We start from the raw sequence: 15,390 nt of genomic DNA, 5'->3' as shown, positions 1-15,390 counted from the left end.
GGCGCGCCCGTACCTGCCAGTCTAGGAACCGGCAGCGGCGGAGGACAGGGGCGGGGGCGCTGCCGGCCGGAACCGGGCCGCGGAGGCAGCCCTAGGCAGCGGGAGCAGTCCTTGGGTAGCGTGTGCCGCGTGCACCCTACAGACGCAGATGTCATCGTGGTCGGCGCGGGCCTGGCCGGCCTGGTCGCCACCGCAGAGCTGATCGACGCCGGCCGGCGGGTCCTGCTTGTGGAGCAGGAGGGCGGGCAATCACTGGGCGGGCAGGCCTGGTGGTCCTTCGGCGGGCTCTTCCTGGTCAATTCTCCGGAGCAGCGGCGCCTGAGGGTGAAGGACTCGGTGGAGCTGGCCTGGCAGGACTGGCTGGGCACCGCCGGATTCGACCGCCCCGAGGACTACTGGCCGCGCCGCTGGGCCGAGGCCTACGTGAACTTCGCCGCGGGAGAGAAGCGGGCCTGGCTGCAGCAGATGGGCCACCGGTTCTTCCCCGTCGTCGGCTGGGCCGAGCGCGGCGGATACGGCGCCACCGGCCCCGGCAACTCGGTGCCGCGGTTCCACATCACCTGGGGCACCGGTCCGGGCGTCACCGCCCCCTTCGAGGCGAAGCTGCGCGAAGGCATTGAGCGGGGACTGGTCCGGACCGCCTTCCGGCACCGGCTGGAGGCGCTGACCACCGCGGGCGGCGCGGTCACGGGGGTCGCCGGCAGCATCCTGGAGCCGACGACGGCGCCGCGCGGCACCGCCTCGCCCCGCACCGCCGTCGGGCAGTTCGAATTCTCCGCGCCGGCGGTGGTGGTGACCACCGGCGGGATCGGCGGCAACCATGAACTGGTGCGCGCCGCCTGGCCGGACCGGCTGGGCGCTGCCCCGGGCCGCATGCTCAGCGGCGTTCCCGAACACGTGGACGGGCGGGGCATCGCGGCAGCCTCTGATGCCGGCGGCAGGGTGATCAACCCGGACCGCATGTGGCACTACGTCGAGGGCATCCGCAACTGGAATCCGGTCTGGGCCAACCACGGAATCCGGATCCTGCCGGGGCCCTCATCGCTCTGGCTCGACGCCGCTGGGAACCGGCTGCCCGTCCCGTTGTTCCCCGGCTTCGACACCCTGGGCACCCTCGCGCATCTGCGCACCACCGGCCATGACTACAGCTGGTTCGTGCTGAACAAGGCCATCATCCGGAAGGAGTTCGCGCTCTCGGGCTCGGAGCAGAATCCGGACCTGACCGGCAAGTCGATCCGTGACGTGCTCAAGCGGGCCACGGCCGGGGTGCCGGGTCCGGTGCAGGCCTTCCTGGACCATGGGGAGGACTTCATCTCCGCCGACAGTCCCGAGGAACTGGTGGCCGGCATGAACGCCTTGGCCAAGGAGGACACCGGAGGGCAGGCTCCGGTGCTGTCAGCCGAAGCGCTCCGCCAGGAGATCGAGGCGCGGGACCGGGAAGTGGGCAACCGGTTCAGCAAAGACGCCCAGGTCACCGCCATCCACGGGGCCCGCAGCTATCTGGGCGACAAACTGATCCGCACCGCCCCGCCGCACCGCATCCTGGATCCCAAGGCTGGACCGTTGATCGCGGTGCGGCTCTCGGTGCTGACCCGCAAGAGCCTCGGGGGCCTGGAGACCGACCTCGACTCCCGCGTCCTTGGAACAGACGGGCAGCCGGTTCCCGGGCTGTTCGCCGCCGGCGAGGCGGCGGGGTTCGGCGGTGGAGGCATGCACGGGTACCGGTCCCTGGAAGGGACGTTCCTGGGCGGGTGCCTGTTCAGCGGCCGCTCGGCAGGACGGGCCGCGGCAGGATAGGGCTGCTCAGAGCTGACGGAGCAGGCGGTCCCGCCGGTAGGCCCAGGTGCCGTGGAAGAACTCGTTGGACGGTTTCCGAAAAAGCAGGAATACCGCCGCCGCCCACGGCGCCACCGCCAGGACGGAGGCAATGCCCACCAGGGGCCCGATCAGGAAGTTGTCCACGGTACCCATCAGGGTGAGGAAAGCGAGGACCGAGACGGCGATCCGGGCGAACCGCCAGCCCGATCGGACCAGGAAGGCCATGCCGATGCTGACCAGCATGCCGAACAGGGATCCGGCCAGGGCCGGCAGCAGGGCCGTGAAGACTGTGTCCGGTGCAGTCGTGAAGGCCGCGAAGGTCAGGGCCAGGACGACGACCTGCAGCACCGAGGACAGCAGGAGCAGCCGGAAGGCGTGGGTGACCTGCGGCGGCCGCGGCGGGGCGAAGACGGGCGGCGGCGGATAGCCCATGGGCGGATGGCCCGGGTAGGGGTAACCGTGCTGCGGATAGGCGGGCGGGGGAAAGGGCGGAAGCTGTGGGGCAGCGCCCTGGCCCGGCAGGCCCGGTCCCGCCGGATCCGGCACCCATTGCCAGGAGCCGCGGGCGGACAGGCGATTCTCGGGTCCCGGTGTGCCGGACGGATCGCCGGGCGGCGGCGTCGGATCGCTCACGCTGATCGTTCTCCTTCGGCAGAAGGTGATGGAGCAGGACGGGCAGAGGCGGATTGCCGTAGGACAGGTACGCCGGCACCGCTGTAGCGGCCCGGGCCTGCGTGAACGGGCGGGCCGGCCGGCAGCCGGCCCGGGCTGACCCGGGCCGGCCGCCGGCGCATCGGCTAGGCCTGGGGCTGGGCGAACTTCCTGGCCTGGCGGTAGGCCTTGCTGGCCGTGAAGAACTCGTTGGAGGGCTTCAGGAACAGCAGGACGACGGCAGCCACGAAGGTGGCGATGGACAGCAGGCCGGTCAGGCCGGCGAGCGGTCCGGCGAGGAAGAGGCCGCCCAGCAGGCCGGTCAGCGACAGGACGGCCAGAACCGTCAGGACGATCCGCGCCCAGTTCTGTCCCTGCCGGGCCAGAGCGGCCAGGGCGATCCTGATGGCAGTGCCGAAGATGAATCCGCCGGCCGCGGCTCCGGTCACCACGGCCCCGCCCGACATTTCGTTGACGTAGTCCAGGGTCAGGAAATAGTTGAGGATGTTCAGCACCGACGAGGCAATGACCAGCCAGAAGGCCAGCTCAACCGTGCGCGGCCGGGCCGGCTCTGCCGCGGGAGCCTGCGGCATCCCGGCGTAGGGATTCCCGCCGTAGTTGTAGCTGCTTCCCGGGGCGCCCGGGTAGCCGCCTGCTCCCGGAGCGCCGGGGTTGTTCCCGGCAGCGGGGCCGGGCTGGTTGGTGTTGGACTGGATAGGTTCGCTCATGCTGGTTCCCCCTCTGATACGGCATGCCTGGTGTACGAGTGCGGGTGCCCCCTCAAGGGACACCCGCAGTCAGCGTAGCCGGATTTTCGGAGATTGGCAGCTACCTTAGTAAGCGCCGAATTTCCGTGCCTGCCGGTAGGCCTTCTTCCGGGTGAAGTAGTCGTTCGCGGGCTTGAGGAACAGCAGGACCACCGCCGCCACCGTGGCCAGGATCGAGAGCAGGGTCAGGATGCCCACCGCCGGGCCCGCCGAGAAGATCCCGATCAGCCCGAAGAGGGAGAACGCCGCGAACACGGTGACCACGATGCGTGCCCAGTTGTATCCGGCGCGCACCAGGAAGGCCAGGGCCACGCTCACCCCGAGGCTGAAGAGGCTGCCCAGGACGGCGCCGACCGTGGCGCCGGCGATGGTGGCGGAGAGGTAGGTCTGGTCAACGCTCAGGCCGGCGTCGCGTGCCGTCTGCTCCACCAGGTCCAGGTACTCAGGCGAGTTGAAGTAGGAGATGGTGAACGGCAGCGCGATCAGCCCCAGCACGGCAGTGGCGATCAGCAGCCAGAACGCCAGGTTGACTTCCTTGGGCCGTGCCGGATCCTGCGCGGGGGCCATCTGCCCGTAGGGGTTGCCCGGGTAGGCGTAGCCGCCGGGCTGGCCGGGCTGGCCCGGCTGGTTGCCCGGGTAGGCGTAACCGCCCTGGGGCTGGCCCGGCTGGCCCGGGTAGGCGTAGCCGCCGGGCTGGCCCGGCTGACCCGGGTAGGCGTAGCCGCCAGGCTGGCCCGGCTGACCGGCCTGATTGCCGGGCTGGCCCGCTCCGGGGTTGCTGCCGGTGCCGCCCTGCCCTGCGTTGTTGTCCGGCTGGCCTGGTTCAGTCATGATCGGTGACCCCCTGGGTTAGGGTCCGGTGCCCGCACCGGACGCTGTGGTGCCGCCCTCCATGGAGGGGGGCGGATGCTCTGCTGCCAGCCTAGCCGGGGCGGGCGCGCGGCGGATCCCCTTTACGACGGATGCTGCGAGCCGCGGACCCTCCGTCGCAGGGCGGGGATTACCGTCCGGACCTGCGGACGTCGTCCGCCAGGTCCGCCAGGGGCGCGTAGGAAGACTGCGCCCCGTGGCCGGTTGCAGCGAGGGCGCCCGCCCGGGCCGCCACCACCGCGGCGGCGTGCAGGTCGGCGCCGGCGGCGAGGCAGGCAGCCAGTGTCGCGGTGAACGCATCTCCGCACCCGGTGGTGTCCACCGCGGCCACCGGAACGGACGGGACGGAGCGCACCCGGGACCCGGCGTCGGCGTCCGCGTCAAGCACCACGGCACCGTCTGCGCCGAGGGTGACGACGGCGCGTCGCACCCCCAGCCCCGTCAGCGCCTGCAGCGTGCCCGGCCAGTCGGCGTCGGGCGAACCGGTCACCTGTGCCGCCTCGTGTCGGTTGACCAGCAGCACGCTGGTGTCCGCCAGCAGGTCGGCCGGCACCTCGCGGTAGGGCGACAGGTTCAGGAGCACCGGAACTCCGGCGGCGCGGGCCTGCCGGGCCGCGGCCTGCACGGTGGGCAGCGGCACCTCCAGGCTCAGGCAGAGCACGGCCGCCGCCTCGAACAGGTCGGCCGACAGATCCGAGGGAGCCAGCGTGCCGTTGGCACCGGGGGAGACGATGATCGTGTTCTCCCCGGCGGCGTCGACCACGATCATCGCGGTTCCGGTGGCCGTGCCGTTACGGCGCAGCACGCGCGAGGCGTCCACGCCGGCGTCAGTGGCGGCCTGCACCAGCAGCTCGCCGTGCGGGTCGGCGCCCACCGCGCCGAAGAGGACGACGTCGGCGCCCACCATGGCGGCGGCCGCGGCCTGATTGGCGCTCTTGCCGCCGGGAACGATGACCAGCTCGGAGCCGGCCAGGGTCTCCCCGGGCTGCGGAAAGCGGTCGGTGCGGACGGTGAGGTCGGCGTTCAGGGAGCCGACAACGACGACGCGGGAGGCCGCAGCGCTCACGGTTCCACCTCTCCGATGCGCTCCAGCGCATCCACGATCAGGTTCCAGAACCGCTCATGGTCCAGGTCCACGGCAACCGAGGTGGTGCAGTCCTCAGGAGCGGGGGTACGGAAATCGGCAACCGTCATGCCCAGCGTGCGGGTGCCGGTGAGCTCCACGTCCAGGGGCGTCCGGCGGGTGGTCATCACGGCGCGGTCGATCACGTAGGCCACGGCACAGGGATCGTGGACCGGCGGATGGTCGAAGCCCTGCGCGTCCTGGTAGGCCTTCTCGAAGAATGCCAGCAGCTCGCCCACGAAGCGGGCCGGCGCGGTGCCGACGGCGGCGATGCGCTCGACGACGTCGGGCGTAGCCAGCGCCTGGTGGGTCAGGTCCAGGCCGACCATGGTCAGCGGCCAGCGCTCGTTGAAGACGATATGCGCCGCTTCGGGATCGATGATGATGTTGAACTCGGCCACCGCTGACCAGTTGCCCGTGTGGTAGCCGCCGCCCATCAGGACGACCTCCTTGACGCGTTCCGCGATGCGCGGTTCCTTCCGCACGGCCAGGGCGATGTTGGTCAGTCCGCCGGTGGGCACCAGGGTGACGGTGCCCGGCTCGTGGGACATCACGGTGTCGATGATCAGGTCGACGGCGTGCCGGGGGTCCAGGGCGATGGCCGGTTCGGGCAGCACCGGGCCGTCGAGGCCGGAGTCGCCGTGGATGCCGGGCGCGGTTTCGATGGTCCGGACCAGGGGCCGGGCGCAGCCGGCGGCGAAGGGCACGCCGGTGATGCCGGCGACGCGGGCCACCGAGAGGGCGTTGCGGGTGACCTTGTCCAGCGTCTGGTTGCCGACGACGGTGGTGACGGCCAGCAGCTCGATCTCCGGATTCCCGTGGGCCAGCAGCAGGGCAATGGCGTCGTCGTGGCCGGGATCGCAGTCGAGGATGATTTTGGTGGGCATTACTTGGGTGCTCGTGTCTTTCCCTCGAGCAGCAGCTCGAGTTTATGGTGCAGGTTCAGCCGGACGGCCGGCCATTCCGAGGCGATGATGGAGAAGACCACGGTGTCCCGCAGGCTTCCGTCGGCGCCGAGTTGGTGGTTGCGCAGCACGCCGTCCTGTTTGGCGCCCAGCCGGGCGATGGCGGCGCGGGACTGCCGGTTGTGCCAGTGCGTGCGGAACTCGACCGCAATGCAGTCGAGTTCCTCGAAGGCCCGGGTGAGCAGCAGCAGTTTCGCTTCGGTGTTGATCGGGGTGCGCTGTGCGGAGGCGGCGAGCCAGGTGGAACCGATTTCCAGCCTCCGGTTCGCGGCGTCGATGTTCATGTAGGTGGTCATTCCGCAGGCTGCGCCGGTGTCCTGCCGGCGGATCGTCCACGGGGCCATGGTCCCGGCCGCCTGCAGGGCCAGGCGCCGCTCGATTTCGGCGGGGACGTTCTCCGGTTCGGGCACATGGGTGTACCAGGCCCGCCAGAGTTCGCCGTCGCGGACCGCCTCCGCCAGGGGCACGGCGTCGGCCCGGGCCAGCGGCTCCAGGGCGACGGTGCGGCCGGCCAGGGGCACGGGCACGGCGAAGGCCGGCGGCGGGGGAGTCATGGCTCCATCATAGGGAGCCGCCGGCGGAAGCCCGGCACGGGGCGGTGCAGCCGCGGCGCCGGACGGCGTCCGCGGCGCTCGCTGCTTCGGGCCCGCCGGCCCGGGAATAGCCGCGCATTCCGGCCGGTTGAAAGAAGCATGCAAATGCATGAATCTAGGGAGAAGCAGGAGCGCGTTATGGCCGGCACGGGAACAGCACGGATCGCGGTGGTGACGGCGGGGCTGGGGACGCCGTCGTCGTCCAGGATGCTCGCGGACCTGCTCTCGGCGGACGTTGCCCGGCAGCTCGCCGAGCACGGAACCGCAGGCCACGGGGAGGCGGAGGTGGAAACCTTCGAACTGCGCGATGTCGCGGTGGACGTCGCGAACGCGATGGTCTCGGGCTTCGCGCCGCCGCGGCTGGAGGAGGTTATCCAGGCGGTCGTCCGCGCGGACGCCCTGATCGCCGTGACACCGGTCTTCACCGCGTCCATGAGCGGGCTCTTCAAATCCTTCTTCGACGTCCTCGACAACAAGGCGCTGCAGGGCAAGCCGGTGCTCATCGGGGCCACCGGTGGAAGCGCCCGGCACTCCATGGTGCTGGACTTCGCGCTGCGGCCGATGTTCGGCTACCTGCGCGCACGGATGATGCCGACGGCGGTCTTCGCCGCCCCCGAGGACTGGGCCGGCGGCGGGGACGGGAGTGATGGCAGCACCGCCCTGGACGAGCGGGTGCGGAGGGCGGCAGGCGAACTCGCCGCCGAGCTGGTCCTGCGCCGGGGCGGGCAGCCGGCGCCCGGGCAGGGCAGCGGGGCGGCAGCCGGCGATGCCGGTTCCCCGGCGGACGGGCCGCGCCCCGCCGTCAGCTCCGATCCGGGCACAGACCCCTGGCAGTCGCTGCCGTTCGAGCAGCTGCTGGCCCGGACCCAACGCTGAGGCCGGACCCCGGACGACGCCGGCTAGGCACCAGCCGCGGCAAAAACCTCACGAATGACGGACGGCGAGCCGCAGTTGCCCAGCAAAACCGCCAGCAACAGCCTGCTCCTGTGGCCGCCCAGAAAACCCGAGTCGATCAGCCCGCCCCCGAGCAGGTCCTGTTCGCTGCCGGGAAACCCGTAGGTGCGGCGGAAGACGGGGCCTGCGGACACGCGGGACGCCAGGACCACCGGCAGCTGCGCCGCGGCCAGGTCCTTGGCCGCCTCCGCCCAGGCTTGGGAGACATGGCCGGCTCCGAAGCCCTGCACGACGACGCCGGCGAATCCCAGGTCCGGCAGCGCACGAAGGATCCGCCCGTCGTCGCCCAGGCTGAAGGGCACCAGGGCAACCGGAGGGTGGGACGCCGGCAGTTCGAGCCGGAGAGGCCGTGCCGCAGGCCGCGCCGCCAACCGGACACTGCCCTCGCTGACCAGGCCCAGCGGTCCGAACCCGGGGGAGGTGAAGGCAGCCACGCTGCCGCTGTGCGCCTTGGCCACGTATGCCGCGCCGTGGATTTCGCCGGCAAAGCAGACCAGCACCCCCAGCCCGCGCAGCGAGGCGGATGCTGCCGCGGTGATGGCGTCCGCCACATTGCCCGGGCCGTCGGCAGATGGTGCCGAGGCGGTCTTCATGGCACCGGTGACGATCAGTGGCGCGTCCGCGTCCCAGGTCAGGTGCAGGGCCCAGGCCACGTCCTCCAGTGCATCCGTTCCGGTGGACAGCACAACGCCGTCGACGCCGTCCCGCACGAGCGATGCGCAGAACCGGGCGACGTCGGCGATGCGGCTCAGGGTCAGTTCCACCGAAGGCAGCAGGTCGAGGCTGTGCGCTTCGATGCTGATGTGTTCGGCGATCGGCACGGCTGCCAGCTGACCGGCGGCGTCGAGGGTGGGAACGGCTCCTGCCTCGGCGGCGGAGGTGCTGGAGATGGTGCCGCCGAGGGAGCAGTAGGCGATCCTCATAGCTGGGATCCTCCCTGTGCGCATTCTGCTGCCGGAGACCTGCTCAAATCGAACCGTGCGGTGCCGGCGAGCTGGTCCAGGATTCCGCACAGCAGGGCGATCTTTCCCGGCAGGGCGTCGAGGTCGACATACTCGTCGGCAGTGCAGATTCCGCCGCCGGCGGCGCCGAGCCCGTCCACGGTGGGTATGCCCAGCGCGGCGGTGAAGTTGCCGTCGGAGCCGCCGCGGGTGGTGACGAACCGGACGGGCAGCCCGATGCCCGCGCCGGCTCGCCGTACCGCGTCGTGCAGGGGAGCCAGGGCCAGGTGGTCAGGATAGGCCGGGCGGGTGATCCCACCCCGGACGAAGGCTTCGACGCCTGGCACGGCCGGACGGGAGGAGACTTCCGTGATGTGCGCAAGGAGGCGGTCGGCGTCCGGACCGGTGGTGGCGCGAAGGTCGATGTTGAGCTCGGCGTGGGACGGAACCACCTGGCGTGCCGTTCCCGCGTGCAGTTCTCCCACGTTCAGGATCCGGCCCGCGGGCCGGTCACTCGCGGACTCCAGGGCGATGGCCATGTGCGCTGCGGCAATGAGGGCGCTGGCTCCCGGGTCATCCGAGGAAGCGTGGGAATTGCGTCCGACCACGCTGATACGCAGGGCCCCGACGGCGCCGCGCTGCCCAACGAGTGAGCCGTCCGCCCGCCCGGGTTCCATGACCAGGGCGAAGTCGGCCCCGTCGGCGTGTTCCTCCACGATCCGCCGGCCGTGGATGCTGCCCAGCTCCTCGTCACCCGTGGCGATGACCGTGAGCTTGCGTGGTCCGTCCCAACCGTCCCGGAAAAGATGCTCCAGGGCGGCCAGCGCGACGACCCAGCCGCCCTTCATATCCAGCACGCCCGGGCCCAGTGCGCGCCCGTCCTCGATCCGGAAGACAGGGCCGGGGTAGGTCCGGCCAGGCCAGACCGTGTCAAGGTGCAGCAGGATGACGACATGGCCGGTTCCGGTTCCAGCGCGGTGCCCGACGACATGGTTACCGCCGTCGGGGTTGTCGATGATGGCCGGAGCAAAGCCCAGCAGCCGAAGCTCGGCGGCGAAGAGCTCCGCTGCCGAGTCGACCTTTGCCTTGTCGTCGGAGCCGCTTTCGGCGCGCACGTAGCGTTCCAGCCGTGCGGCCAGCTCGGCCTGGCTGTGGGCCCAGAAATCGTGGACAGCGGACAGGTGCACAGTGATCTCCTTCGGTGCCGGCCGCAGCCGGCGCAGGTCTGTCAGGCCCGGCGGGCAGGGCGGCGGGGACTGAACTCCGCAGCGATGGAGGGGACCGCGTCCCGCAGCAGGGCGGCCACGGCCTCAGCCCTGGTGGTCAGCCGGGAACCGCGCACGGTGGCCATGACCACCGGGATGTCGGCAAACGTGCCTTCGAGCTCCAAGGCGACGACCCGGCCGCCGTCGTAGGTGAGGTCATGGACGGGGCGCTGATTGAGGACCGAGTATCCGAGCCCTGCCGCCACCATCGAGCGGACCGTCTCGAAGTTTGGGCTGCTGAACGCGATCCGGGGACTGATTCCGCTGTTTTCGGCGATGTCCAGGAAGTATCGGCCGGGAAAGGGGATGTCGAGCAGGATCATGCGGTCCTCCGCCAGTTCCTGCAGCGTTATGCGGCGCCGCGGCGTCCGCCGGGCCAGGCGATGGCGCTCGCTGACGATGACGTAGGGAGGGGAAACGGCCAGCTGCTCCGTGGCGATCATTCCCGGAACTTCGCTCTCGTAGGTGAGGGCGACTTCGGCATCGCCGGTCAGCAGGGACTCGAAGATTTCGGCCTTTTCCCCTTCCACAACCCGAATGGACAGCAGCGGATACTGTTCGGCCACCCGTTCCAGGATGCGGGGCAGGTAGAAGGGGCTGAGGGTGTGGTAGCAGGCCAGCTTGACCTCGCCTTCCACACTGTCGCCGAGTCCTCCGGCCAGGGAGAGGATGTCGTTCGCGCGGGCAAGCAGGTCCCGTGCCTGCAGCACGAACTCCCTGCCCGCCGGGGTCAGCGTGAGTCCCCGGGCATGGTGCCGGATGAACAGCTGGACCTTCACATGGCGTTCCAGCTGGGCGATCGCGTTCGAGACGGCGGACTGGGAAGCATGCATGGCACGCGCCGTCGCCGTCATGCTGCCGGTCTCCGCTGCGATCGAGAAGTAGCGCAGCTGGGTCAGCGTGAACCCCGGGTCATCCTGGGTGCCCCGCTGGGGTGCTCCTGCGTCCTGTGAACCGATCATCCGAACACGTCCCCTAACACCTGGTTCTCGGACTCCAACTGGCCGCTGACCAGTTCATATGCCTCCCGGGGATCATATGCCCTGTCTCGGTAGGCATCCGCCTGGGGCAACCAGCGGGCGGTCAGGTCGGCCAGCTGATCCAACGGGTGGTCGTGCCAGTCCACACGCACATCGGCGAGCGGCCAGGAATCGCCGGCCAGGACCAAGACCCCCGCCGAACGCAGCTCACGGACTTCACCGCCGGCCGCTTCACCTGCCTGCAGGGCATGGACCAGGCGAAGGGCCAACGGGGTGTGCGGGTCTTCCCGGTAACCGGCGGAGACCGCTTCAAGGACCTGCCCGTGGGCGAGCATGTTGCCGGCGACGACGTGGTCGCCGGCGTCGAGCACCGCATGGGTGCCCAGCACCAGCGGGCCGCTGTAGCCCGCATGGGCTCCGGCGAAGGACATGGCGGTCAGCTGACGGTACTCAAAGTGGGCCTCTTCGGCCTGCAGGCCTGCGATGGCCGCCGTCGGGTCCTGGCCCCGGCCGAGGCGGGCCAGCAGGCTTTCGCCCAGCCGTGGATCGGTGATGCTCTGGGAACAGGAAATGCCGACCGCGGGATCCCAGCGCAGGCAGCGGGCGGCGACGGAAAAACTGGAGGAGGTGACCGCTGCTCCAACGGACGTGCCGTTGGAGCAGCGGGCAACAATGGAAATGGTCATTTCCGGCTATGCCCCTGGACCGGACAGTGCCAGGTCCTTGGCGTACCGCTCGGGCAGGATGTTGTCCGAAAGCCCGGCGGCTTCCTTGACGACGTCCAGCGAGTGGTTCCAGTCGAAGGAGCGGTAGAGCGCGTCCGAGTTGGCGAAGGGCGGGGACTGGGCGAAGAGCTGGAACGTGACGCGGTGTCCGGCGTAATCGCTGTTCAGCAGGTCGCGGGCGTAGGCGAGCAGGCGGCGGCGGTCTTCCGCAACCCAGTTCTCGTTGACGCTGTAGAACTTGTTCAGCCACGGGCCGGTTTCCGGGTGCTGGAAGGACGCGTAGTCCGGGGTCAGGACCATCTGGCCGCCGCAGAGCTCACGGGCGAGGTGCATCATTTCCGGCAGCTGGCTGGAGGCCAGGATCCGGCCCGAGTACAGCAGCGACTGGTTGGGCATGTACAGGCCGCCGGGGCTGGTCTCGCCCAGCTTCACCGCGGCCGTCAGATGGGCGTGGATTCCTTCGCGGTAGCAGGCAAGCCGGGCAAGTTTCTCCTGCACGGCCGGAACCTTGTCCAGACCGGTCTGCTTCACGTTCCACAGGGCGGTGCCGATCAGCATGTCGGCCAGGCGGATGACGCGCAGGACGAACGGGTAGGCGCTGTAGCGGTGCAGGGTCTGGCGGATGTAGGTGGCAGCCTTGGTGTGCTGGTAGAAGAACACGTCCTCCCAGGGAATCTCGACGTCGTCGAAAACCACCAGCGTGTCAACCTCATCCACCCGGTTGGACAGCGGGTAGTCCTCGGGCTTCTGGCGGCCGGCAAAACCTGAGCGGCAGATGAACTTAAGCCCCGGCGTATTCATGTCCAGGGAGAACCCGAGGGCGTACTCGGAGAGCTCCGAGTTGCCCCAGTTGGCGATGGTGGGCTTCACGAAGGCGCGGTTGGCGTAGGCGGCAGCCGTCTCGTACTTGGCGCCGCGGACAATGATGCCGCGCGGAGTTTCGGCCACGGCGTGCAGGAGCATGTCCGGATCCTGCTCGTGCGGCGGGCGCGAGCGGTCGCCCTTGGGATCGGTGTTGGCCGACACCTGGAAAAGGTCGGCGGTCACGGCATCGTCAAGATGACGGCTGATGTTGTCCGAGTAGGCGGGGTTGACCTCGTTAAGGACGTCGCGGCCGTCGTACAGGGACCACATTTCACCGATGGTGGCGTCGCCGACCCTGGTAACAACACCCTTGACATCGTCCAGGACGGCTTCGACCGCCCGGCGCTTGTCCAGCCAGTCCTGCTCGGAATACGGGCGCTTATGGGCGATCGAGTTCGTCTCCCCGTCTGCCTCATAGGTCATGATGCTGCGGGTCTTATCCTCATGCGCCATGTCATAGATGCGGGCACGGACATCGATCGCGGGCTTGAAAACCGGGTGGTTGAGTATGTCCTCCACCTTTTCGCCATCAATCCAGATATCACGGCCGGTATTGATGGAGTGGCGGTATTCGTCACCTGTGCGGATCATGGGGTTTCTCTCTTTCTCGATAAAAACTGCTGCGCTGCTGACCGGTTGAAGCAGGGATATGTTTCAGGCAGCGGGGGTGTGGGAACCGAACGAGCGGGCGTGGTAGGTCATGGGTGCGGCATCGGCGGCCCCAGGCAGGCTTTGGGCCGGAGACGCCACGAAGACGTGATGGGTGCCGTAGCGGTGGTGGCCGATCAACCGGCATTCGAAAACGGCAGCGCTCGCACTCAGGAGCGGCTGGTCGAGGACGCCGGACCGCCAGTCGTGGCGGGAAAAGTCGTACGGGGCCGATCCGTCGGGACCCTGCCCGGCGAAGGTCAGCGCGGCGTCTGCCTGGTCGGTGGCCAGCACGTTCACGGCGAGGGTGCCGTTGCCGATCACGGCCTGGGCGAGGGGGCTCTTGTCATGTACGCACACCAGCAGGCAGGGCGGATCCGCGGAGACGGAGGCCATGGCGCTGACCGTTTGAGCGAACCGGCCGGCCGGACCGTCTGTAGAGACGATGGTGACTCCGGTGGCGGCCATTCCCATGGCGCGGACAAAGGAGTTGCGGGCGATGGTTTCGTCCATCTGTGCGATTGGCGCGGCCGAGGGGGAAACAGTTGGGGCAAGGCTCATGATTTAATCCTCACGGTCGTTCCTGAAGAAATAAAGCGGATTCAAGATGAAAGGGTTATCGAGAAAATCGTTGCAACAGGGCAGGCAAAGGGAGAGCCGGGAGCTGGATTCATCGTTTCCCCGGTCCCCGCCGATGGCCGGCAGGGACCACACGGAGCGCTGCTACAACGCCTGAAGCAGGAACCGTCGGGTGATTTCCTCAGCCGGATCGGTAAAGATCTGTTCCGGCGGTCCTTCCTCCAGGATGCGGCCTTCGTGGAACACAGCTACGGTGTCGGCAACATGGCGGGCAAAGCCCAGCTCGTGTGTCACCACCATCATCGTCATGCCATCGGCGGCCAAGGACTCCATCACGGCCAGCACCTCCCGGACGAGTTCAGGGTCAAGGGCCGAAGTGGGTTCGTCGAACAGCAGGACCTGCGGCGACATCACCAACGCCCTGGCGATTGCGACCCGCTGTTGCTGTCCGCCCGAGAGTTCGGAGGGGAACGCGAAGCGGCGCTCCGTCAGGCCAACCCGCTCCAGCATGGCCTCGGCGATCTCCCGGGCCTCCGAGCGGGCCGTCCCCTTCACCCGGCGCAGGGCCAGCATCACGTTGTCGATGGTGCTGAGATGCGGGAACAGATTGAAGGACTGGAACACCATGCCCATGGGGCGGCGCTGCAAGGCAAGACGGCCCTCCGGCAGGGGCCTGCCCCGGCCGTCAACTCCCATCCGCTCTCCGTTGAGGAGGATTTCTCCTCCGTCAGCATGCTCGAGCAGGGCGGCCAGGCGCAGCAGGGTTGACTTGCCCGAGCCGGAGGGGCCCAGAACCGCCTTCACCTCACCGTGTCGGAGGGAGAAGTCGACGCCTTTCAGGACCTCGGTGCCGGCGTAGGCCTTGCGCAGGCCGCGCACTTCGCAGACGGCGGTTCCGGTGTGGGACAAAACTGTTTGGCTCATGCGGACACACTCGCTTTTGTTTTCTTCGGCTGGGCGGCAGATCGGGAAGAGGTCCACTTGTAGCGACGTTCCACGTAGTGCTGTGCCAGCATCAGCAGGCTCACGATGACCAGGTAATAGACCGCAGCCGCGGTATAGAACTCGGCGTAACGGAAAGTCCGCGTCACCTCGTCCTGAGCTGCGGTCATCAGTTCCTCCATGGCGATGACGCTGGTGAGGCTGGTGATCTGAACCTGCAGGATGATCCGGTTCCCCAGCGGGGGAAGGATGGTGCGGATGACCTGCGGCATGATGATCCAGCGGTAGGTGCCCGCAGGTGCGAACCCGAGGGCCCGTCCCGCAAGCCGCTGCCCGTCGCTGACCGAGCCCAGGCCGGACCGGAAGACCTCGGACATCAGGGCTGTCTCATGGATTGTCAGGGCCAGCAGCGCCGCCAGGAAGGGCGTGTACCAGGACTCGCGGAGTATGGGAACCATCTGGGGCAGTGCATTCCAGGCGAGGATCAGCAGCAGCAGGACCGGGAGGGCCCTGAAGACCCAGGCGTAGCCGAGGGCGAAGAGCCTCAGCGGACGGAAGGAGCTGCGCCGCAGCATCGCAACGCCCAGTCCCAGCACCGAGCCCAGGAACTGTGCGAGGAAGGCAAGCCCGACGGCGAGGGCGGCACCCGACAGGTAAGCCTGAGAGGTCAGGGCCTCGAGGAACAGGGAGACATCGAATTGCACG

General features: G+C 69.1%; 16 protein-coding genes. 2 read left to right on the top strand and 14 right to left on the bottom strand.

What is annotated here, in order from left to right:
- Positions 1–129: 129 nt before the first annotated feature.
- Entirely contained in the window at positions 130–1,797 is a 1,668-nt protein-coding gene (locus AC5RV6_RS16280; protein WP_494008407.1) for an FAD-binding dehydrogenase, read from the top strand.
- 6 nt (positions 1,798–1,803) lie between these two features.
- Here AC5RV6_RS16280 and AC5RV6_RS16275 read toward each other — a convergent pair whose 3' ends face one another.
- From AC5RV6_RS16275 to AC5RV6_RS16250, 6 genes are all read right to left on the bottom strand, one after another.
- A complete protein-coding gene (locus AC5RV6_RS16275) occupies positions 1,804–2,451 on the bottom strand; it encodes a hypothetical protein (RefSeq protein WP_494008406.1) in 648 nt (215 codons plus the stop codon).
- Between the two features lie 164 nt (positions 2,452–2,615).
- A complete protein-coding gene (locus AC5RV6_RS16270; RefSeq protein ID WP_494008405.1) occupies positions 2,616–3,197 on the bottom strand; it encodes a hypothetical protein in 582 nt (193 codons plus the stop codon).
- Positions 3,198–3,302: 105 nt separating this feature from the next.
- Positions 3,303–4,067, bottom strand: coding sequence for a hypothetical protein (locus AC5RV6_RS16265; RefSeq protein ID WP_494008404.1), 765 nt, complete (start codon positions 4,065–4,067; stop codon positions 3,303–3,305).
- Between the two features lie 169 nt (positions 4,068–4,236).
- Complete coding sequence (locus AC5RV6_RS16260) at positions 4,237–5,172, bottom strand: ribokinase (protein WP_494008403.1); 936 nt, start codon at positions 5,170–5,172, stop codon at positions 4,237–4,239.
- On the bottom strand, positions 5,169–6,116 hold the full coding sequence (gene uriH / locus AC5RV6_RS16255) for a uridine-preferring nucleoside hydrolase UriH (protein ID WP_494008402.1): 948 nt from the start codon (positions 6,114–6,116) through the stop codon (positions 5,169–5,171). Before uriH ends, AC5RV6_RS16260 begins: the two co-directional genes overlap by 4 nt.
- Positions 6,116–6,748, bottom strand: a complete 633-nt coding sequence (locus tag AC5RV6_RS16250) for a GNAT family N-acetyltransferase (RefSeq protein ID WP_494008401.1) — start codon at positions 6,746–6,748, stop codon at positions 6,116–6,118. The genes uriH and AC5RV6_RS16250 overlap by 1 nt, the downstream gene beginning before the upstream one ends.
- A gap of 138 nt (positions 6,749–6,886) precedes the next feature.
- Here AC5RV6_RS16250 and AC5RV6_RS16245 point away from each other — a divergent pair, with 138 nt between their 5' ends.
- Positions 6,887–7,663 (top strand): FMN reductase, encoded by a 777-nt coding sequence (locus AC5RV6_RS16245; protein ID WP_494008400.1) that lies wholly within the window; start codon positions 6,887–6,889, stop codon positions 7,661–7,663.
- A 23-nt stretch (positions 7,664–7,686) separates the two neighbouring features.
- On the opposite strand, the gene AC5RV6_RS16240 is transcribed toward AC5RV6_RS16245, so the two are convergent.
- From AC5RV6_RS16240 to AC5RV6_RS16205, 8 genes are all read right to left on the bottom strand, one after another.
- Positions 7,687–8,664: an asparaginase gene (locus AC5RV6_RS16240; protein ID WP_494008399.1), complete on the bottom strand. Its 978-nt coding sequence runs from the start codon at positions 8,662–8,664 to the stop codon at positions 7,687–7,689.
- Entirely contained in the window at positions 8,661–9,869 is a 1,209-nt protein-coding gene (locus AC5RV6_RS16235; protein ID WP_494008398.1) for a M20/M25/M40 family metallo-hydrolase, read from the bottom strand. Before AC5RV6_RS16235 ends, AC5RV6_RS16240 begins: the two co-directional genes overlap by 4 nt.
- A 41-nt stretch (positions 9,870–9,910) precedes the next feature.
- Complete coding sequence (locus tag AC5RV6_RS16230) at positions 9,911–10,909, bottom strand: LysR family transcriptional regulator (RefSeq protein WP_494008397.1); 999 nt, start codon at positions 10,907–10,909, stop codon at positions 9,911–9,913.
- Positions 10,906–11,613: a DUF1028 domain-containing protein gene (locus AC5RV6_RS16225; RefSeq protein WP_494008396.1), complete on the bottom strand. Its 708-nt coding sequence runs from the start codon at positions 11,611–11,613 to the stop codon at positions 10,906–10,908. The genes AC5RV6_RS16230 and AC5RV6_RS16225 overlap by 4 nt, the downstream gene beginning before the upstream one ends.
- A 6-nt stretch (positions 11,614–11,619) precedes the next feature.
- On the bottom strand, positions 11,620–13,107 hold the full coding sequence (locus AC5RV6_RS16220; RefSeq protein WP_494008395.1) for a 4-hydroxyphenylacetate 3-hydroxylase family protein: 1,488 nt from the start codon (positions 13,105–13,107) through the stop codon (positions 11,620–11,622).
- A 63-nt stretch (positions 13,108–13,170) separates the two neighbouring features.
- Positions 13,171–13,725, bottom strand: a complete 555-nt coding sequence (locus AC5RV6_RS16215; RefSeq protein ID WP_494008394.1) for a flavin reductase family protein — start codon at positions 13,723–13,725, stop codon at positions 13,171–13,173.
- A 162-nt stretch (positions 13,726–13,887) separates the two neighbouring features.
- Positions 13,888–14,724, bottom strand: coding sequence for an amino acid ABC transporter ATP-binding protein (locus AC5RV6_RS16210; protein WP_494008393.1), 837 nt, complete (start codon positions 14,722–14,724; stop codon positions 13,888–13,890).
- Entirely contained in the window at positions 14,664–15,389 is a 726-nt protein-coding gene (locus tag AC5RV6_RS16205; RefSeq protein ID WP_494008392.1) for an amino acid ABC transporter permease, read from the bottom strand. The genes AC5RV6_RS16210 and AC5RV6_RS16205 overlap by 61 nt, the downstream gene beginning before the upstream one ends.
- Position 15,390: the final 1 nt, after the last annotated feature.

It is taken from the genome of Arthrobacter saudimassiliensis, assembly GCF_059090665.1.
Note: the sequence above shows the minus strand (reverse complement) of the source record. Positions and strands in the feature narration are given on the sequence as shown.